The sequence below is a fragment of the Nonomuraea sp. NPDC050394 genome (assembly GCF_044459065.1).
Taxonomy (GTDB): Bacteria; Actinomycetota; Actinomycetes; order Streptosporangiales; family Streptosporangiaceae; genus Nonomuraea.
In genome coordinates, this window is sequence record NZ_JBITIO010000035.1 from 1 (window position 1) to 18,227 (window position 18,227).

General features: G+C 72.1%; 18 protein-coding genes. 13 read left to right on the top strand and 5 right to left on the bottom strand.

Annotation, left to right across the window (positions count from 1 at the left end):
- Positions 1–151: 151 nt before the first annotated feature.
- The 5 genes from ACIBKY_RS54730 to ACIBKY_RS54750 form a co-directional block, all read right to left on the bottom strand.
- Positions 152–523, bottom strand: a complete 372-nt coding sequence (locus tag ACIBKY_RS54730; protein ID WP_397110553.1) for a cupin domain-containing protein — start codon at positions 521–523, stop codon at positions 152–154.
- 43 nt (positions 524–566) lie between these two features.
- The gene (locus tag ACIBKY_RS54735; protein ID WP_397110555.1) at positions 567–1,097 is read right to left on the bottom strand and encodes a YbaK/EbsC family protein; all 531 of its coding nucleotides are present in this window, start codon (positions 1,095–1,097) and stop codon (positions 567–569) included.
- A complete protein-coding gene (locus tag ACIBKY_RS54740; RefSeq protein WP_397110557.1) occupies positions 1,087–1,389 on the bottom strand; it encodes an ArsR/SmtB family transcription factor in 303 nt (100 codons plus the stop codon). Before ACIBKY_RS54740 ends, ACIBKY_RS54735 begins: the two co-directional genes overlap by 11 nt.
- A 606-nt stretch (positions 1,390–1,995) precedes the next feature.
- Positions 1,996–2,970, bottom strand: coding sequence for an ATP-binding protein (locus ACIBKY_RS54745; protein WP_397110559.1), 975 nt, complete (start codon positions 2,968–2,970; stop codon positions 1,996–1,998).
- A 466-nt stretch (positions 2,971–3,436) separates the two neighbouring features.
- The gene (locus tag ACIBKY_RS54750; RefSeq protein WP_397110561.1) at positions 3,437–4,078 is read right to left on the bottom strand and encodes a hypothetical protein; all 642 of its coding nucleotides are present in this window, start codon (positions 4,076–4,078) and stop codon (positions 3,437–3,439) included.
- Positions 4,079–4,211: 133 nt separating this feature from the next.
- Here ACIBKY_RS54750 and ACIBKY_RS54755 point away from each other — a divergent pair, with 133 nt between their 5' ends.
- The 13 genes from ACIBKY_RS54755 to cydC all read left to right on the top strand — a co-directional run bounded on the left by ACIBKY_RS54755 (position 4,212) and on the right by cydC (position 18,216).
- Positions 4,212–4,772, top strand: a complete 561-nt coding sequence (locus tag ACIBKY_RS54755; RefSeq protein WP_397110563.1) for a sigma-70 family RNA polymerase sigma factor — start codon at positions 4,212–4,214, stop codon at positions 4,770–4,772.
- A 77-nt stretch (positions 4,773–4,849) separates the two neighbouring features.
- The gene (locus tag ACIBKY_RS54760) at positions 4,850–5,521 is read left to right on the top strand and encodes a response regulator transcription factor (protein ID WP_397110565.1); all 672 of its coding nucleotides are present in this window, start codon (positions 4,850–4,852) and stop codon (positions 5,519–5,521) included.
- Positions 5,522–5,871: 350 nt separating this feature from the next.
- Positions 5,872–8,052: a YcaO-like family protein gene (locus ACIBKY_RS54765; protein WP_397110567.1), complete on the top strand. Its 2,181-nt coding sequence runs from the start codon at positions 5,872–5,874 to the stop codon at positions 8,050–8,052.
- Entirely contained in the window at positions 8,049–9,122 is a 1,074-nt protein-coding gene (locus tag ACIBKY_RS54770) for a hypothetical protein (protein WP_397110569.1), read from the top strand. The genes ACIBKY_RS54765 and ACIBKY_RS54770 overlap by 4 nt, the downstream gene beginning before the upstream one ends.
- A gap of 74 nt (positions 9,123–9,196) precedes the next feature.
- Positions 9,197–10,750, top strand: a complete 1,554-nt coding sequence (locus ACIBKY_RS54775) for an ABC transporter substrate-binding protein (protein WP_397110571.1) — start codon at positions 9,197–9,199, stop codon at positions 10,748–10,750.
- Entirely contained in the window at positions 10,747–11,691 is a 945-nt protein-coding gene (locus ACIBKY_RS54780) for an ABC transporter permease (protein WP_397110573.1), read from the top strand. The genes ACIBKY_RS54775 and ACIBKY_RS54780 overlap by 4 nt, the downstream gene beginning before the upstream one ends.
- Positions 11,688–12,557, top strand: a complete 870-nt coding sequence (locus ACIBKY_RS54785) for an ABC transporter permease (protein WP_397110575.1) — start codon at positions 11,688–11,690, stop codon at positions 12,555–12,557. The genes ACIBKY_RS54780 and ACIBKY_RS54785 overlap by 4 nt, the downstream gene beginning before the upstream one ends.
- Positions 12,554–13,471: an ABC transporter ATP-binding protein gene (locus tag ACIBKY_RS54790; RefSeq protein WP_397110577.1), complete on the top strand. Its 918-nt coding sequence runs from the start codon at positions 12,554–12,556 to the stop codon at positions 13,469–13,471. Before ACIBKY_RS54785 ends, ACIBKY_RS54790 begins: the two co-directional genes overlap by 4 nt.
- Positions 13,464–14,171, top strand: coding sequence for an ABC transporter ATP-binding protein (locus ACIBKY_RS54795; RefSeq protein WP_397110579.1), 708 nt, complete (start codon positions 13,464–13,466; stop codon positions 14,169–14,171). The genes ACIBKY_RS54790 and ACIBKY_RS54795 overlap by 8 nt, the downstream gene beginning before the upstream one ends.
- Before the next feature lie 14 nt (positions 14,172–14,185).
- Positions 14,186–14,344, top strand: coding sequence for a CopG family transcriptional regulator (locus ACIBKY_RS54800; RefSeq protein WP_397110581.1), 159 nt, complete (start codon positions 14,186–14,188; stop codon positions 14,342–14,344).
- Positions 14,341–14,730 carry a VOC family protein gene (locus ACIBKY_RS54805; protein ID WP_397110583.1) on the top strand — a complete coding sequence of 130 codons (390 nt, stop codon included), beginning with the start codon at positions 14,341–14,343 and terminating at the stop codon, positions 14,728–14,730. The genes ACIBKY_RS54800 and ACIBKY_RS54805 overlap by 4 nt, the downstream gene beginning before the upstream one ends.
- 13 nt (positions 14,731–14,743) lie before the next feature.
- On the top strand, positions 14,744–16,465 hold the full coding sequence (gene cydD, locus ACIBKY_RS54810) for a thiol reductant ABC exporter subunit CydD (protein ID WP_397110585.1): 1,722 nt from the start codon (positions 14,744–14,746) through the stop codon (positions 16,463–16,465).
- The gene (gene cydC / locus ACIBKY_RS54815; RefSeq protein ID WP_397110587.1) at positions 16,462–18,216 is read left to right on the top strand and encodes a thiol reductant ABC exporter subunit CydC; all 1,755 of its coding nucleotides are present in this window, start codon (positions 16,462–16,464) and stop codon (positions 18,214–18,216) included. The genes cydD and cydC overlap by 4 nt, the downstream gene beginning before the upstream one ends.
- Positions 18,217–18,227: the final 11 nt, after the last annotated feature.

The window sequence follows — 18,227 nt, forward strand, 5'->3', positions numbered from 1 at the left end:
TCGCACTTGAAGGATCACGCGATGGCCGTTCTCATTTCACGGCTGCCACGCTTGTGACTAGGTCAAACTCATACACCACTCCCGCGGACGCAACCGTCGATATGGCCGTGTCTCAGTTCCCCGACCCAGTGTCCCGCTTGGGCAGCGGCGGTCAGTCGCCGGTGGCGATGACACCGGCCTTTTCGATCATCAGGACGGCGCTGCGGACCGGGACGACGGGCCGGTGCGGCATTCCCGCTGGAACGGTGAACGCCTGTCGTGGGCGGAGTTCGACGGTGTCGGCGTGCTCCAGTTCGATGCGGAACAGCCCGTCCAGGACGAAGAAGAACTCATCCTGCTCTTCGTGCTTGTGCCAGTGAAACTCGCCCTGCATGACTCCCAGCCGCACCCATACCTCTCCCACCTGGATGAGGGTCTGGTTGTACCAGGGGTCGTCCGTTTGGTCGATCAACGCCTGGACGTCCATGGTCTGCAGGGTGGTGAACAGGGGCTGATAGTGAATGGCGTAGTCGGCCTGCGACATGCTGTCCTCCTGACGGACGGCGGACGAAGTGGCGTCGTCTGGGTCAAGGTGCGGTGGTGATGGCGGCGAGCCGAGGGGCGGCCAGGCGCTGGTAGTCGTCGCTGACCAGGGCGATCGAGCGGTCCAGCCGGGCGGCGTTGAAGAACAGCTCCGGTGCTCGCAGCAGCGCCGGATCGGCGATCACCTCCAGGCTGGGGTGGTAGCTGAAGGGCAGCACGGTGCCGCTGACGCTGCCGGCCAGTTCCTCGGCCTTGCCGCGCTCGGCGAAAGCCACATAGCTGCCTTCCAGCAGGGTTTTGACCGCTTGCAGATCCAGCCGGGCATCTCCGGGCACCACGGCCAGCACGTATCTGGTCTGCTTCTTGCCGATCTTGACCATCACGATCAGGCACTTGGCGGCCTGCGCGACGTCGTGTCCGCGTAGAGCGCTGACCATCTCGGTGCGGCCCTCGGGCGGGTGGTCGATCAGGCGATAGCGCGCTCCGGACGCTTCCAGATCGGCGATCAACCGCTCGTAAAGTCCTGCGTCCGGGCCCTCGGGCTCGGCGATGCCGCCGCTCGACTCACCACTCACCACTCAACAACTCCTTCGCCGCACCGATGCGGTCCTCGTCGCGCTGGTAGAACACCCACTGTTTGATCTTCTTGCCGCGCACCAGCCCCGCCTGCGCGAGCACCTTCAGATGCTCACCACAGGTCGGCTGGCTCACCCCCAGCTTCTGCGCGATGAACAGCGAGCACACCCCGTCGCGCACCAGATCGCCGTCACGCTGCGGCGGAAAATGACGTTCGGGGTCGCGCAGCCACTCCAGGATCAGCAAACGTTTGTCGCTGGCCAGCGCCTTCACGAGATCCACATCCAACACAAAGGCATTATGGCAATTAGCTAAGTACCTGTCTAGCGGCATGACCGTGCCTGTAAGTGCCACGGGGCTTGATCTGGGGTTTTGCTGTGTGCGATGGCTCTGCGGCTGTTGTTCTTGATCGTTTTACGGGGTATTCGGGCGCATCGCTGGCCGGATCGCCGGTCTGGGCCGGAAGGTGCCCCCGGCCACCGTGTGGGCGATCTTGACGAGGGCGGGCTTTGATCCAGCGCCCTGGCGCGGCGGTCCGACCGGGGGCTCAGTTTTCAAGGCTCAGGCGTCCTTCTTCACCGTGAGACGGTCATGCTTGCGCGTGGTCACGCGGTTGCTCGCCACCGCCGTGTGAGGTGGGCGAGGCCGCGTCACCGACTCCCGACCACGACAACACCGTCGAGGCGGCGGCGCTGCCGACGCCGCGGGTAGTGCGCGCGCAGACGGTGGCATTGCTCGCCCCAGCGCAGCGGCCGCTGCGGGATGCGGTGGCGGCGCTGCGCTCTCCCGGCGCAGACCCGGCCCGCGGCGTTCACTCCAGCACAAGCGATCTGGAGTCCCCTTCAGGTCAGCACCGGCGGCCCGGGCTTCGAGCCTCTGGACAGACCGCGACCGCCATCAACGACTCAGAACACCAGGCGGGCAGAGCGCGGGGCGCAGGCCATAGACGAAGCCGGGGTCGATCTGGTTCGCGAGGTCCTCGCCGACCGCCCGGTTGGCCCACACCTGGGCGTTGCGCAGATGCAGTTCGGTGGCCTGCTCCCCATATCGGCGCCAGTTCTTCTTCCGCCCGTCCACATGGAGGAGCATCAGCGTGAGCGCCGCGACGTTGGCCGCCTCCAGATCAGGGGCGGCCAGCGGCCCGCCGCGCTCCATGGCGCGCACGGCGGCCGAGTGCTCGAAGCAGGTCAGCAGGTCCTCGCCGACCTCCGCGCGCAGGAAGTCCACGTCGTCGCCGTCGTGAATCTTGTTGCCGATGACCACGACCGGCACCCCGAACTCCGCGGCATGGTCACGGTACTGCCGATACACGCTCACGCCCTGCCGGGTCGGCTCGGCGACGAGGAACGTCGCGTCGAAGCGCGTGAACAGCCCGGAGGCGAACGAGTCGGCTCCCGCGGTCATGTCCACGACCACGTACTCCTCGTGCGCGTCGACCAAGTGGTTGAGGTAGAGCTCCACGGCGCCGACCTTGGAGTGGTAGCAGGCCACCCCAAGATCCTCTTCCGCGAAGAAGCCCGTGGCCATGAGGTACGGCCCGCCGGGGCAGCGTATGGCGTACGTGGAATGGATGGGGTCGGTGAGGGAGTCGAGCGTGAGCAGCCGGGAACCACGGCCGGGCGGGGTGGTCTTCACCATCGACCCGGCCGAGGTCACGCGCGGATTGTCGCCTCGGAACCAGTCCTTGAGCTCGGCGAGATGGGCTCCCAGCGGCTCCGGCGCCGTCTCCGCGCCCAGAGCGTGTCCCAGGTGCTGGTTGATGTCGGCGTCGATCGCCACAACCGTCCGGCCCAGCGCGGCCACGTTGCGGGTGAACAACGCCGACAGCGTCGTCTTCCCGCTTCCTCCCTTGCCGACGAACGCCACTCTCATACGGCCGTGCCCCGATCTGGTCAGCTGAAGATCGCTACGTGGCCAGGATCCCAGGACACAACTCCGTGATCCACCCTCCATCCCGTCATCACCTGATGCTATGGGCCCGCTCATACGCCGCGGCGTCGTTCCATGCCGCCAGGGGGCCGGCGCCGCCCCTGAAGCCCGGGCACGCCGGCTTGGTCCATGGAGGTGCGCACCACGTCTTGGCTGGAACGCGGCGAACAGACCCCGCACCGATGAAGCCGTGGCCGGCCGGGAGCTACGTCTACGTCGCCGCTGACGGGCATGACCCTCAACGTTTGGCGGCCGGGCATCCCGGCCGAGTCTTGGCGAGAACGACAATTCTAGGATTGATAATCATTTTCCTTCGTGTTGTGATACTCACCTAAGATCGGACCCCGCAAGCATCACTCACGTCGATCCATGGGTGCCCCCAGCATGCGAACCCCTCGTGCCGCCGCGGTCAGGCCGTCGCCTCCGGTGGTGTGGCCATGCGCCCGCCTCCCGGTCGTGCCGGCCACCAGCCGGGCCGTGCGTCGCCGGCGTCAGGAGGGTTGCGCATGAGGCGGGCCAGCCACACCAGCACGACCCAGCCGACGATCACGATCACGTGGTGGACCTCGCGCATCGGCTCGGCCTCGGCGCCGTACAGGTCCCAGACCGCGGTCCCGGTGAGGATCACCGCACCCACGGTGGCCAGGGGCAGCACCCCCCATACCGCGTGCGGACGCAGCGCGGCCGTGAGGAAGCCGACGCCGATCGCCAGGTTGAACGCGCCGATCTCCCGGATGTCATGGGTCATGCCTTTGTGGGGCAGGAGTCCGGGCTCGACCACCATGGCGTACCCGATGGCGGCCTGGCAGGTCGCGATGACGACCAGAAGCGCCCGCGCCAGCCGTAACGGCCAGGTGGGCGGCGCGGGACGCGCGGCCAGGCCGCGCATGACGCGGTCGGCGAGGTCGGGTGGCGGCGCCGCCAGCATGGCGCGCAGGTCACGGCTGAGCGCACCGGCCCGGCTCAGCCAGTCGCCGCAGTCGTGGCAGGCGTCGAGGTGGGCGCGCAGCTCATGGATGCCGACCTCCGGCTCCTCGTTGTCGATCAACACGGAAAACGCCTCGCGGGCCTGCGCACATCGCATACCGATTCGCCTCTCTCGTGCAGGTAGTCGCCGCTGGGCCCCTCCAGGTTCCGCGGCGGCCGCCTGTTCATCCATCATTACCACCGCAAAAGGTGAACCCATGGACGAACTAACCCGCCTCGCCCTCGCGGCCAGGCACGGCGACAACGAGACGTTACGGGAGTTCGTCGCCGCCGCCTCGCCCGAGGTCTGGCGACTGTGCGCGGCGCTGGCCGACGTGGACAGCGCCGACGACCTCACGCAGGAGACCTTCGCCCGCGTCTGCGTGGCGCTGAAGCGCTACCGCGGTGAGGCGAGTGCCAGAACCTGGCTGCTGTCCATCGCCCGGAGGGTCGTGGCCGACGCGATCAGGAAGCGCACCCGCACCCGGCGCATGGAGGCGGCGGTCCTGGCGCTTTCCGGCCGGGCCGAGCCGGTGGCGAGCATGGCGGGCGAGATCGAGCTCCACCTGCTGATCGCGGCCCTGCCCACCGCGCGCCGGGAGGCGTTCGTCCTGACCCAGGTGGCGGGGCTGTCGTACGAGGAGGCCGCACAGGTGTGCGGGTGCCCGGTCGGGACCATCCGGTCACGCGTGGCCAGGGCGCGCGAGACCCTTCTGGAATGGCTGTCGGATCGAACCGTCCGGAACTCCGCGCACGTCGGCGACGACCATCTTGGGTAAAGGGGGACAAGGCACCGAGCACCGGGGATGGAACCATGAGAGCGTCGCACACTCACGCACAGGCGCTCTAGAACGACGTGGGAATCCGGATCCTGACCTATGACAGGCAGACGCTCGTGCTCGCGGGCGTGCGCGCGTTCCTCTCGCGCGAGCCGGACATCCAGATCGTGGGTGAGACCCGCGACGGCGCCGACGCGATCAGGCGTACCAGGAAAGCCCAGCCCGACGTCGTTCTGCTCGGGGTCTGCGACGAGGCGGCCGATCTGGCCGGGCTGGTCCACCGGCTCACGGCCTTCGGGGTGGATTCGCCGCCGCACGTGCTGCTGATGGCCGCGCCGGAGCATGAGAGCAGGCTCCTCGACGTCCTGCGGGCGGGCGCGAGGGGCGTGGTGAGCAAGGACTCCAGCGCCGCCGAACTGGGCCGGGCGGTACGCGCGGTGGCCGCGGGCCAGGCCTGCCTGACGCCGTCGATGACCAGACGCCTGCTCGATTGGGCGATGACCGCAGGACCGGGCAACGCTCAGGTGCCGGCCGAGGTCGGCCGGCTCACCGGGCGCGAGCGCGAGGTGCTGGCCATGCTGGCAAGAGGGCTGTCCGACGGCGACATCGCGGCCACGCTGCGCCTGTCGAAGGCGACCGTACGATCCCACGTCCATCACATGGCGGCCAAGCTCGGCGTCTCCGGCCGGGCTCAGGCCGTGGCGTTCGCCTACCGCCACGGGCTCGTCGCCTCCGTTTCCACGGACTGACCGCGCCCAAGGGCGCCTCCACACCGGACGCGGCCAGGCGCCCGACATATCCACACATGTGGCCTTCACGCCGAAATATCGCCACAAAGCGCGTCGCCAGGGTCCGCATCCGGTGGAAGACGTCCCCGATTTCCCGGCATAGCTTGTGCCGCATGCCGTGACCTCGGCCACCCGAAATCGGAGGGAGATCGACATGATCAAGCGCATCGCCAAGCGGCGCGTCGCCAAGCTTCTCGCCCCGCACAACCACCACACCAGCCTGGCTCCGTCGTTCACCTGGAAGTAAGGCCGGTCCCCTGGCCGGAGGCCGCCGGCCTCCGGCCACTCGCGTTCGTGAGGGAGAAAGCACGATGGCAGCAGGACCACGGGTCACCAACGTCGAGCTCCGCCCGCTGGGCGAGGCGGCCAGCCTGGTGACCACTCCTTCGGGCGCCGTCTTCGAGGTCGCCGCCCCGCTCACCGCGATCAGGGACCTGCTCGAACGCTGCGACGGCACCCGCGGGGAAGCCGAGCTCGTCCACGACGCCCCGGACCCCGCGGCCTACCGGGAGCTCCTGACGTACCTGCGGGAGACCGGCTGCCTGACCACCGGCGACACCGCCCCGCCCCGGCCGGCGACCGTGATCGCCGTGGGCGACGAAGCCCTCGTCGGCCTGGCGGCGGAGCACACCCCGCTCACCCCGACCGCCCCGGCCGACCTGGACGCCACTCTGGCGGCGAACCCCGGCTGCGTGGTGGTGGCGTTGCGCGACCGGCTGGACGTGCCGTTCCTCGAGTGGCTCAACGACCTGTGCGCGGCGGGCGGCGTGCGCTGGGCGCAGTTCCACCTCGACCAGGGAAGGGGATGGGCGGGCCCGGCCGTGCAGCCGGGGTCCGCACCCGACTACCGCGACCTGCTCGGGCGCCGCCGCACCGCCGCCGAACTGCCGGACGTGGAGGAGGCGCTGATGGCCCCTCCCGCGTACGGCCGGCCGTACCTTCCTCCGGCGGCGGAACTGCGCTGGATGGTGTCCGCGTTCATGCTCGACCTGGCCAGGTGGCTCGGAGATGGCGAAGGTGAAGGCGACGCCCTGATGCCGTGGGCCGAGCTGGAACTCAACCCGGTCACCCTGGAGGCCATCCGTCATCCGCTCCTGCCCCTGCCCGACCGCCCGTTGCGCGATCCCGGGCCGCCGCTGGACCAGGAAGCGCTGGTCGACGCGCGCACCGGCCTGATCACCGGCCTGCCGGTCTTCCCCCACCACGAGTCGATCCCCCGCGACCTGGTCACCGTGCAGAGCAACGTCGCCGACATGCGCAGGCTCTACACCTGGGCCAACAACATCGTGTGCGGGGGCAGCAGGTTCGGTGATCCGGAGGGGGCGCGGCTGTCGGCCATAGGCGAAGCCGTGGAGCGGTACTGCGGCAACTGCGTCACCGACAAGGTCGACGTGCGCGAAGCCTCGTACGAGGAGCTGAAGGGCGAGTACGCGCTGGACCCGGAGCGGCTGGTGCTGTACTCGGACCGGCTGTACGACTCCCCCGGCTTCCCGTTCGTCCGTTTCGAGCGGGACCTGCCCACGCACTGGGTACGCGGCCGCTCGCTCACCGCCGGCCGGGACGTCTGGGTACCGGCCAGCATGGTCTACGTCAACTGGTACATGGACGACTACGCGCAGGTGCCGCCCACCAACTACCTCTACTACCCGGGCATCGCCGCGGGCCCGTCCCTGGAGTGGGCGATCACCTCGGGCATCGAGGAGATCATCGAACGGGACATCACGATGATCTGGTGGATGAACGCCCATCCGTTGCCCGCCGTCCGGCCGGGATCCGAGCTCGACGCCCTGTGGGCGGGCAGGCCGGCCGAGATGGGCCAGCGGGCCTGGCTCATCCACCTGGACAACGAGTTCGGCGTGCCCGTCATGGCAGGGGTCCTGGAGAACAGGGACGAGGGCCTGCTCAACGTGGGTTTCGCGGCCAGGCCCGACCCGGTGGAGGCGGCCAGGAAGGCGTGGACCGAGGCGCTGACCCTTCAGGACGGCAGCAGAGACCTGGACGACCCGGACGGGCTCACGTTCACCGCCATCGCCGAGGGCTGGGTGAGCGCGCCGCTGAAGCCGTGGCGGGCCGACCAGGCCTATCTCGACAGCTACGACCCCGGCTTCCGCGACGTCAACGACCTGATGTGCCAGCAGCAGGTCTTCCTCGACCCCCGCGCCGCCGAGATCGTGCGCCCGTGGCTGGACACCCCGGCCACCCGCGACGTGGACGACCTCCCCCGGCTGCCGGATCGTTCGCTGGACACGTACCGGAAGCTGGTCGAGTCGCGCGGGTACGAGATCGTCTACGTGGAGCTGACCACCCAAGACGTCGCCAAGGCCGGTCTGCGCGTCGTGCGGGTGCTGATCCCCGGCCTGGTGCCCAACTTCCCCGCCGCCTTCCCCTTCCTGGGACGGCGCCGGATCCAGGACGAGCCGGTACGGCTCGGCTGGCGGGAGCGGCCCCTGGCCGAGGAGGAGCTGAACCACTTCCCGCTCCCCCACGCATGACGATCTACGTGGACGTGCCGGACCTGGGCTTCGGCCCGGCCTCCACGGCGCTCGCCGTGCTGGCCGCGATCCCGGACGACGGGGTCCACATCCTGGCGACCGGCGAGTCGGCACGGCACCTGCTGCGTGAGCGGCCCGGCTGCACCCATCACGACGTGAACACCCTGCGCCCGCCGAGCTGCTCCGGCGTCGTGCCGCCCGGCGCGCTCATCGTCTCGATCACCAACCCGGAGTTCGCGGCCTGGGCGCTGGAGCAGGGACACGAGGTCGGCGTCGTGGACGTGCTGCCCTGGCTGTGGCCGCTGTCGCGGCCCGCCGCCGAGCCCGACCCGGCCCGCCTGCGCTTCCACCTGGTGCAGGCGGGCTTCGGCCCGCTCCCGCACGGCGAGCCCGTGGCGCCCGTCGTCGACCGGGCGCTCTGGCGGCGGAGCGCGCCCCCGCGGCCGGACCTGGCGGTCATCGGGTTCGGCGGCATGGGCATGCGGGGCGCCGATCATCCGCTGGGAGCCTTCGCCCGCTGGCTTCTCGCCGCCGCGCTGCCGGTGCTCGTGGACAGGGCGCACGTCGTGGTCGCGGGCGGCGCGGCCGATCTGGCGGCGCTTCTGCCGCCGGGCTGGGCGAGACACCCGGCGGTGGAGGTGCGCCCCGCCGTACCGGCCGCTGGATACGCGACCCTGCTGTGTACGGCGGGCCAGGTGCTGATCCCGGCGGGGATGAGCACGCTGCACGAGTGCGCGAGCGCGGGGATCGCCCCGTTCGTCCAGCCCGGCTGGACCATCAGCACCATGCTCGCGGCGCAGCGCCTGGCCGAGGACGGCTACCCCCACGCCTGCCGGTGGCCCGGTCAGCGGGAGGCGTTCGCACAGGTCCTGGGACGGCCGGAGCCCGAGCTCATCGCGAGGGCGGCGCGGATCGTGGCCGGCGGCATGGCCGATCCGGACTTCCTCACCGCCGCGCTGCGCCGATTCCTGGAGCGCGGAGCCGAGCACGTGCCCCTGCCCCTGGTCCACGCCGGGCTGCCGCGGGCGGCGGACCGGCTCGCCGAGCACGTGGCCGAATGGCTGTCGTAGCCGGGGAACTCCGCGCGGGTCTCGATCGACTACCTCATCGATCCGGCCCAACCCCTCCGGCGAGGAGCACGCCCATGGACCTGCCCGCCCGGCCGCTGCGCGCGGTGGCCGCGCTCATGCTCGCCACCGCGCTGGCCGCCTGCGGGGGTGAACCGGCCAAACCCGCCGCCGGCCCGCCCTCGGCCGTACGGCTGGCCGTACCGGAGACGGGGGCGAGCCTGAAGCCGGACGCCTTCTGGCACTACTCCCTGGCCAGCTACGGGATCGCCGAGCACCTGGTCCGCGCCCGCCCCGACGGCACGATCGAGCCATGGCTGGCGGCCTCCATCGAGCGCACCGATCCGAAGACGTGGCGGGTACGGTTACGCGAGGGCGCCACCTTCCACAGCGGCAAGGCCGTCGACGCCCAGGCGGTGGTCAGGGCGCTGGAGAAGCGGGTCACGCAGGGGTACGGCAACGACTCGGTCGCCAAGGCGAAGATCGTGGCGTCGGGCCCGCTGGAGATCACGTTCACCTCGCCGAAGCCGACCGCCGCGATCCCGCGCGACCTGGGCTCGCTCGTGCGCTACTACATGATCTACGACGTGGCCGCCGCGGAAGCGGCGGGAGCCGACGAGAAGAAGCTGCTCGCGGCGGGCCTCTACACCGGGCCGTACAAGCCCGTCGCCGTCGACGCCCAGTCGATCACCGCCGAGGCGTTCCCCGGTTACTGGGGCGGCAAGCCCGCCCTGCCGGGCGTGCGCGTCCTCGCGATGCCCGACGCCGCCGCCCGCGTCGCCGCCGTGCGCAGCGCGGAGGCCGACATCGCCATCACCCCGCCCGCCGAGACCACAAAGGCCACCACCCGCGACGGCCCCTTCACCCACCGCCGGGCGAGCATCGCCAACCGCGGCGTCTTCGCGCAGTTCAACCTGGGCCGCCCGCCGTTCGACGATCCCGCGGTACGGCAGGCCTTCACCCGCGGCGTCGACTACGCGAAGCTCCCCGCGGTCGTGGCGGGCGGCGGCGTGTACGAGCGGGCCACGGGCCTGGTGCCGGCCTCGCTGCCCTTCGCGGCCCAGACGCAGCGCACCGATCCCGCGAGCGCGGCGTCGCTGCTCGACGGCGCCGGTTGGAAGGCGGGCGCCGACGGGATACGCGCCAAGGGCGGAAAGCCGCTGCGCCTGACGTACCTCTTCCAGGCCGGCGACGCCGAGCACGAGGCGTTCGGCATCGCGCTGCGCGAGCAACTGCGCCCGCTCGGCTTCGACGTGGCCATGGCCCGTGTCGACGACACCTACGACTCCAAGGCCTGGCCGCAGGAGTGGACGGTCACGGTGCTGTCGGTGCTGCTGGACGGCCCCAACGTGGTGGACTCGATGGCGGCGTGGCTGGGCAGCGGCGGCGGGGCGAACTTCGGCGGGGTGAAGGATCCCGAGCTCGACGCTCTCATCGCGCGCATGCAGGCCACCGCCCTGAACGAGGCGGGCGCCGATCTCACCAAGGCGCAGGGCGTGATCGGTGACCGGGCCTACGCCGCGGTGCTCGGGTTCCGCCCGGTCGACGCCCTCGTGAACCGCCAGTTCCAGGACTTCTCCCCCGATCCGGGATTCGTCTTCATCGACGCGGCTCTCGCGGGCCGCCCGTGACCCTGCGCCCGCTGACACGCCGCCTCGCGCAGGCGCTGGTCACCGCGCTCCTGGCCAGCGTCGTGGTGTGGGCTTTGCTCCCGCTCGTCCCCGGAGACCCGGCGGTCCGCTACCTGCAGGCCAGGCACGTCTCGGCCCCGACCGCGGAGCAGCTCGCGATGGCCCGCGCCGACCTGGGGCTGGACCGGCCGCTGCCCGAGCAGTACGCGCGCTGGCTCGGCGGGGTGTTCCGCGGCGACCTCGGCACCTCGGCCCGCCTGGGCGTACCGGTAACGCAGGTCATCGCCGAGCGGGCCCCGGCGACGCTGCGGCTGACGCTCGCCACGGTCCTGCTGGCGCTGGTGGTCTCCGTCCCGCTCGCGCTGGCGAGCGCCACCGCCCCTGGCCGCCTGCCGGACGCGGCCGGGCGGTGGATCGCGCTGGCCGGAGCCGCGCTGCCCTCGTTCGTGGCGGGGTTGCTGCTGATCGAGTTCGTGATCGTGCGCTGGGGAGCCGGCGTCGTGGTCGGCGACGGAAGCTGGGCACAGGTCTGGCTGCCCGCCGCGGCGCTCGCCCTCTACCCGGTCGCGCGCTGGTCGCGGCTGCTGCGCGCCAGCCTGCTGGACGCGCTGCGGGCCGAGCACGTCACCGTGGCCGCGGCCCGCGGCGCCTCGCGTGCCCGCGTGCTGCTGGTGCACGCGCTGCCGAACGCGGCGGTGCCCTTCGTGACCGTGCTGGCCATGACCGTCGGGTTCCTGCTGGGCGGCGCGGCCGTGGTGGAGAACGTCTTCTCCTGGCCGGGGCTCGGCCGCGAGATCGTTCTGGCCGTCACCGCCAGAGACCTGCCGGTCGTGCAGGGTTTCGCGCTGGTGATGAGCCTGGCCTGGGTCGCGGTCAGCCTGCTGGCCGACCTGGCCGCGGCGCTGATCGACCCCAGGCTGCGCACCGGGAGCGGCGTATGACCAGCGTGCTCGACACCGTCGTGACGGCGCCACCCGCGCGCGGCGTGACGGCCCGGCTCGTGCGCCGCCGCGACGCCGTGACCGGGCTGGTCATCCTGAGCGTGGTGATCCTCGCCATCGTGGCCGGGCCGGCTCTGGTGCCGTACGAGCCGGACGCGGCCGACTTCGACGCGGTGCTCAGCCCGCCGGGGGCCGCCCATTGGCTCGGCACGGACCAGTACGGCCGTGACCAGCTCGCCCGCCTGCTGGACGGCGGGCGGCGGTCGCTGGAGGCCACCGGTCTGGTGCTGGTGATCAGCGTGGCCGCCGGACTGGTCGTGGGCACGCTGGCCGGGGTCGCGGGCGGCCTGGTCGACGTGATCGCGATGCGCCTGGTGGACATGGCGCTCGCGGTCCCCGGCGTCGTCCTGACGCTGGCGCTGCTGGGCGCGCTCGGGCCCGGCTTCGGCAACCTGGTCCTGGCGCTGGCCGCGACCACGTGGCCGCCCTATGCCCGGCTGGCGCGCAGCTACGTGCTGGCCGGACGCGAACGGCCCGACGTCCTCACCGCCCGGCTGGCGGGCGCGAGCTGGCCGCGGGCCGCCGGAGCACATCTGCTTCCCGGCGCGGCGGCGCACGTGCTGGTGGTGGCGGCGCTCGACGTCGGGCAGACGATCATGGCGGTGACCGGGCTGTCCTTCCTGGGGCTGGGCGCCCAGCCGCCGCACGCCGAATGGGGCGTCATGCTGTCGGACTCCCGCATGTACCTGTCGGAGGCACCGTGGCTGCTGCTCGCCCCGTCGGCCGCGATCGTCGTGGTGATCCTGGCCACGATCCTGCTGGGCGAGGCCACCGCGGAGGCGTCGGATCCGAGGGGGAGACGATGAGTGATCCGGCGCTGAGCGTCACCGGCCTCGAGGTCCGCTACCCGGGAGGCGGGCACGCCGTCCGCGGGGTGGACCTGGACGTGGCCGCGGGTGAGGTCTTCGCGCTCGCGGGCGAGTCAGGATGCGGGAAGACGACGCTGGCGCGGGCGGTGCTCGGGCTGCTGCCGCCGGGTGCGCGCTGCTCGGGTTCCGTGCGCGTGGACGGCAGGGAACTGGCCGGCGCCGGCCCGCGGGAGCTGCGGGCGATCCGCGGCCTCCAGGTCGGCTACGTACCCCAAGATCCGGTCACCGCCTTCGACCCGTTGCGCCGGGTGGGCCACCACGTCGCGCAGGCCTGGCGCGCGCACCGCCGTACCCCTCCGCCGGGGGCGGTGGTCGCGCTGATGAGCGAGATGGGCATCCCCGACGCGGCCGCCCGGCTGCGGCAGTGGCCGCACCAGTGGAGCGGCGGCATGCTGCAGCGGGCCGCCATCGCCGCCGCGGTCGCGCACGGCCCGGCTCTCGTGGTGGCCGACGAGCCCACCAGCGCGCTCGACACCGAACTGGCCGGCTCCGTGCTCGCCACCCTGAGCGCCGCCAGCAGGAGCCTGCTGCTCATCAGCCACGATCTGGCGCTCATCGCCGAGCACGCGGACCGGGTCGGAGTCCTGTACGCGGGCCGCCTCGTGGAGGTCGGCGACGCGGCGAAGGTGCTGGCCACACCGCGTCACCCCTACACGGCCGCGCTGGTCGCCTCCGTGCCGAAGCCGGGCGCCGGACTGCCCGTGCCGCTGCCCGGCAGGCCGCCCGCTCCGGCGGAGACCGTGGCGGGGTGCGCGTTCGCGCCGCGGTGCGCACTGGCGGAGGAGCGCTGCGCGCGCGAGGTTCCGCCGCCGCGTGGCGGCGTCGCCTGCTGGGTGGCCGCCCATGGGTGAGATTCCGGTCATCGAGGTGCGCGGGGTCAGCCGCGGGTATGCGATGGGGCGCCGCCAGACCCAGGCCGTGCGCGATGCCGGCGTGCGGGTGCGCGCGGGCGAGATCGTCGGCATCTGCGGGCCGTCCGGCTCCGGCAAATCCACGTTGCTGCGCCTGCTGGCCGCCGTGGAGCCGCCCGACGCGGGCGAGGTCCTGCTCGGCGGCCGTGCCGCCTGGACCCGCCGGTACGGCAGGCCGCGCCGCGACCCGCCGCGTCCCGGCTACGTGATGCCCGTCTTCCAGAACCCGTTCACCAGCCTGGACGTGCGCTGGCCGATCTGGCGCAGCGTCAGCGAGCCCGCGGCCATCACCGGCGGCATGTCACGGGCGGGGCGGCGCGCGCTGGCCGCCGAACGGCTCGACGGCGTCGGGCTCGGTGGCCTCGATCTGGACGCGACCCCTTCCGAGCTGTCGATCGGGCAGTGCCAGCGGGTGGCGATCGCCCGCGCGCTGGCCGCCTCGCCCGCCGCGGTGGTGGCCGACGAGCCGACGAGCGCGCTGGACGTCACCACGGTCGCGGGGATCCTGCGCCTGTTCAAGCAGGTGGCGGCGGACGGCACGGCGCTCGTGCTGGTCAGCCACGACGAGAACATGCTGCGCGCGCTCAGCGACCGGGTGCGTTCCATGGTGGCGGGCCGCCTCGAATCGGCGGATTGCTAGTATGCTAGCAAGCTATGAAGCGTCAGCAGTTCAACGTCTACCTCCCGCCCGAGCTGATCACGGCGGTCAAGCACGCCGCCATCGACCACGGCGTGACCCTGTCGGCGCTGGTGGAGCAGGCGCTGCGGGAGCACCTGGCGAGGCACGGCGACGCGGAGGACGAGAAATCATGATCGTGATGCCGGTGGTCTACACCTCGGACGTCGAGCGCGCGCTCGGCTTCTACCAAGCCATGGGCCTGGCCGTACAGACGAAGGGACGCAGCGGGAAATGGGCCGAGCTGGCCGCCCCCGGCGGCGGCCGGGTGGCGCTGCACCTCGGCCCGCCGGCCCACCGCGTGTGCCCACCGGAGGCCGACGCGCCGATACCGGCGGGCGAGGTGGCGCTCTGCCTGGTCAGCGACGAGCCCTTGGGCGCGCTCGTGGCCCGGATGGGCGAGGCGGGCATCGCGCCCCTGCGCGGCGTCGCCGACGAGGCGTTCGGGCGCTCGGTCGTCTTCGCCGACCCCGACGGCCTGCTGATCCAGATCAACGAGCACGACGAGGAGCTCTACACCTGAGACGGAGACCGACATGATGGTGCATCGCCGCCTGCTGGCCCTGGCAGGCGACATCCGCTTGGCTTTGACGCTCAACATCGTTCTGGGCCTGGCCGTGACGGCGACCTACATCGCCCAGGGCGTGCTGATCGCCCAGGTGTTCGCCCGCCTGCTCACCGGGCAGGGCCTCGGCTCCGCCCTGTGGCTGCTGGCCTGGCTGGCGGCCGTGGTCGCCGCCAGGCTCGTGCTGCTGGTGTTCGCCGAGGTGGCGGCGCAGCGCACGGCCCATGCCGTGAAGGAGCGGGTACGCGGCCGGCTCTACCAGAAGCTGCTGCTGCTCGGGCCCGGCTACCTGACCCTGCGGCGCAGCGGCGACGTGCGCACGGTGCTCGTCGACGGGGTCGAGGCGCTGGAGGCGTACTACAGCCGTTACCTGCCGACCGTGGCCCTGTGCCTGCTCGGGCCCGCGAGCATCCTGATCTACCTGGCCACCCGCGACCCCGTCTCGGTGGCGCTGATCGGGGTCTGCATCGCGCTGGTCCTGCTCAGCCCGCGGCTGCTGGACAAGGTGCTGGCCCGCAAGGGTGAGGAGAACTGGCAGGCCTACGGCCGGCTCAGCTCCGACTACCTCGACGTCATGCAGGGCATGACCACGCTCAAGGCGTTCAACGCCACCGGCCGCGAGCGCCGGTCCCTGTCGGAGCGGGCCGAGGAGCTTCGCAAGGCCACGATGCGCCAGCTCGGCATCTCCCTGGTCGACACCGGAGTCACCACGCTCGGCATGCTCGCCGGTCCCGCGCTCGCGGTCGGCGTCGCGGCGCTGCGCCTGGCCTCGGGATCGGTCGACCTGCTGACGCTGCTGATCGTGCTCGTGCTGGCCCGCGAGTGCTTCCGCCCGCTGGGCGAGCTGTCGAAGTACTGGCACGCCGGCTACACCGGCATCTCCTCCAGCAAGCAGATCCAGGAGCTGCTGGAGGCCGAGCAACTGGTGAGCGAGCCCGAGTCGCCCAGACCGCTGACGGAGCCGAGGGTGAGCTTCGACCGGGTCACCTTCCGTTATCCGGGGCGCGAGCACCCGGCCGTGCGCGACTTCACGCTGGACATCGAGCCGGGCGAGACCGTGGCGGTGGTCGGGCCCTCGGGCGCGGGCAAGACCACGCTGGTGGCGCTGCTGCTGCGCTACTTCGACGCCACCGAGGGCGCCGTGCGGATCGGCGGCGTCGACGTGCGCGAGGCGGCCCTGGCCGACGTGCGCGCGATGGTGGCCGTGGTCGCCCAGGACACCTACCTGTTCACCGGCACCGTCGCCGACAACATCCGGCTCGGCCGGCCCGGCGCGAGCGACGCGGAGGTCGTCGAGGCGGCGCGGGCGGCCAACATCCACGACTTCGTCGCGGCCCTGCCGGACGGGTACGCCACCGAGGTGAGCGAACGCGGCCTGACACTGTCGGGCGGCCAGCGCCAGCGCATCGCCATCGCCCGCGCCCTGCTCAAGGACGCGCCCATCCTGGTCCTCGACGAGGCGACCTCCAGCGTCGACGCCGCCGGCGAGGCCGTCATCCAGGACGCGCTGCGCCGCGTCACCACCGGGCGCACCACGCTGGTGGTCGCCCACCGGCTGTCCACGGTCCGCGACGCCGACCGGATCGTCCTCATGCGCGACGGCGCCGTCCGCGAGATCGGCGACCACCGTGAACTCATGGAACGCGACGGCGACTACGCGCGGCTCGTGGCCGCCCAGGAGGTGAAGGCATGAACGCGCCCGCGGTTCCGGCACGTCCCATCCTGGCGCTGGTGCCCATGGTGTTCGGTCAGCCGGTGCTGGCCGCGCTGACGCTGCTGTCCGGCCTGCTCTCCCACGGCCTCGGCGTCGCGGCCGCCGCCGTGGGCGCCTGGATGGTCGGCGAGGCCGTCACCGGCTCCGGCGCGGGCCCGCTGGCCACGATCTTCTGGCTGCTGGTCGTGCTGGTGGTGGCCGCCGGGCTGGCGCGATGGTGGCAGATGTGGGTGGCCCACGACCTGGCGTACCGGCTGCTCGCGCTGATGCGGGTGCGCCTGTTCGACGGCCTGGAACGGCGCGCGCCCGGCTATCTGCTGGGCCGCCGCACCGGAGACCTGGCCGGCACGGTCATGGCGGACGTGGAGACCACCGAGTGGTTCTACGCGCACACCGTCATCGACTACGTCGTGGCCGCGCTGGTGGCGCTCGCCTCCACCACGGTCCTGGCCTTCTTCCACCCGCTGCTCGCGCTGCTGGTGGGCGTGTTCCTGATCCTGCTGGCCACCGTGCCCGTGTGGCTGGCGGGCAAGGCCGACGAGCAGGGCAGGAAGCTGCGCGAAGAGCTCGGCGTCCTGGGCGCCGAGGTCGTCGACGGCGTGCAGGGCATGCGCGAGCTGGTCAGCTTCGGCCGCGGCACCGACTACGCCCGGCGGCTGCGCGAGCGCACCGACTCCCTGCAGGCCCAGCAGCTCGCCTACGGCCGTCGCTCGGGAGTCGAGCAGGCGGTTACCGACGGGCTGGTCGCGGGCGGGCTGACCGCGGTGCTGATCCTCGCCGCCGTGTTCGTGACCTCGGGTGACCTGACGGTCGCGGTGCTGCCCGCCGTCGTGATCCTCGCCGTCTCCGCGTTCGGACCGGTGATCGACGTGTCGGGCACCGCACGGGCGCTCGGGCAGATCCGCGCCGCCTCCCGCCGCATCTTCACCATCACCCGCCAGCCGCCCGCGGTGGACGACGGCGACGCCCGCGTACCCGAGGAGCCCCTGACGGCCCGCGTGGAGTTCAGGGAGGTGCGCTTCTCCTATGCGGCCGACGGCCCGCCCGCCCTGGACGGCACGTCCTTCGAGGTACGGCCCGGCGAGACGGTCGCCCTCGTCGGCCACTCGGGAGCAGGCAAGTCCACCTGCGCCCACCTGCTGCTGCGCTTCTGGGACGCCCAGGAGGGCGCGGTGGCGATCGGCGGGCGAGACCTGCGCACCCTGCCCCAGGAGCACATCAGGGAACTGGTCGCGATCGTGCCGCAGGACGTCTACCTCTTCAACCGTTCGGTACGGGAGAACATCAGGCTCGGCCGTCCCGACGCCGGCGACGACGACGTCGTCAGGGCCGCCGAGCAGGCCCGCGTGGACGAGTTCATCGCCCGCCTGCCCGACGGCTACGACACCGTCTGCGGCGAGCGGGGCGCCCAGTTGTCCGGCGGGCAGCGCCAGCGCATCGCGATCGCCCGGGCGCTGCTGCGTGACTGCCCCATCCTCATCCTCGACGAGGCGGTGTCCAACCTCGACGCGGAGAACGAGGAGGCGCTTCAGGCCGCCGTGCGCGCCGTCCGGCGGGGGCGCACGACTCTGCTCATCGCCCACCGCCTGTCCACGATCAGGAGCGCCGACCGGATCGTGGTGCTCGACCGCGGCAGGGTCGCCGGGCAGGGGACGCACGAGGAACTGGTCGCCGCCGACGGCGCGTACGTGCGCCTGCTCGCCAGGCAGGTCGGCGGCGTCCTGGAGTGACGGCGCCGGTC

Excerpts from the sequence above, each read along its gene's own strand:
- ACIBKY_RS54730 (WP_397110553.1), bottom strand. The coding sequence starts at position 523 with ATGTCGCAGGCCGACTACGCCATTCACTATCAGCCCCTGTTCACCACC.
- ACIBKY_RS54745 (WP_397110559.1), bottom strand. The coding sequence starts at position 2,970 with ATGAGAGTGGCGTTCGTCGGCAAGGGAGGAAGCGGGAAGACGACGCTG.
- ACIBKY_RS54755 (WP_397110563.1), top strand. The coding sequence starts at position 4,212 with ATGGACGAACTAACCCGCCTCGCCCTCGCGGCCAGGCACGGCGACAAC.
- ACIBKY_RS54765 (WP_397110567.1), top strand. The coding sequence starts at position 5,872 with ATGGCAGCAGGACCACGGGTCACCAACGTCGAGCTCCGCCCGCTGGGC.
- ACIBKY_RS54770 (WP_397110569.1), top strand. The coding sequence starts at position 8,049 with ATGACGATCTACGTGGACGTGCCGGACCTGGGCTTCGGCCCGGCCTCC.
- ACIBKY_RS54775 (WP_397110571.1), top strand. The coding sequence starts at position 9,197 with ATGGACCTGCCCGCCCGGCCGCTGCGCGCGGTGGCCGCGCTCATGCTC.
- ACIBKY_RS54785 (WP_397110575.1), top strand. The coding sequence starts at position 11,688 with ATGACCAGCGTGCTCGACACCGTCGTGACGGCGCCACCCGCGCGCGGC.
- ACIBKY_RS54790 (WP_397110577.1), top strand. The coding sequence starts at position 12,554 with ATGAGTGATCCGGCGCTGAGCGTCACCGGCCTCGAGGTCCGCTACCCG.
- ACIBKY_RS54795 (WP_397110579.1), top strand. The coding sequence starts at position 13,464 with ATGGGTGAGATTCCGGTCATCGAGGTGCGCGGGGTCAGCCGCGGGTAT.
- ACIBKY_RS54800 (WP_397110581.1), top strand. The coding sequence starts at position 14,186 with ATGAAGCGTCAGCAGTTCAACGTCTACCTCCCGCCCGAGCTGATCACG.
- ACIBKY_RS54805 (WP_397110583.1), top strand. The coding sequence starts at position 14,341 with ATGATCGTGATGCCGGTGGTCTACACCTCGGACGTCGAGCGCGCGCTC.
- cydD (WP_397110585.1), top strand. The coding sequence starts at position 14,744 with ATGATGGTGCATCGCCGCCTGCTGGCCCTGGCAGGCGACATCCGCTTG.
- cydC (WP_397110587.1), top strand. The coding sequence starts at position 16,462 with ATGAACGCGCCCGCGGTTCCGGCACGTCCCATCCTGGCGCTGGTGCCC.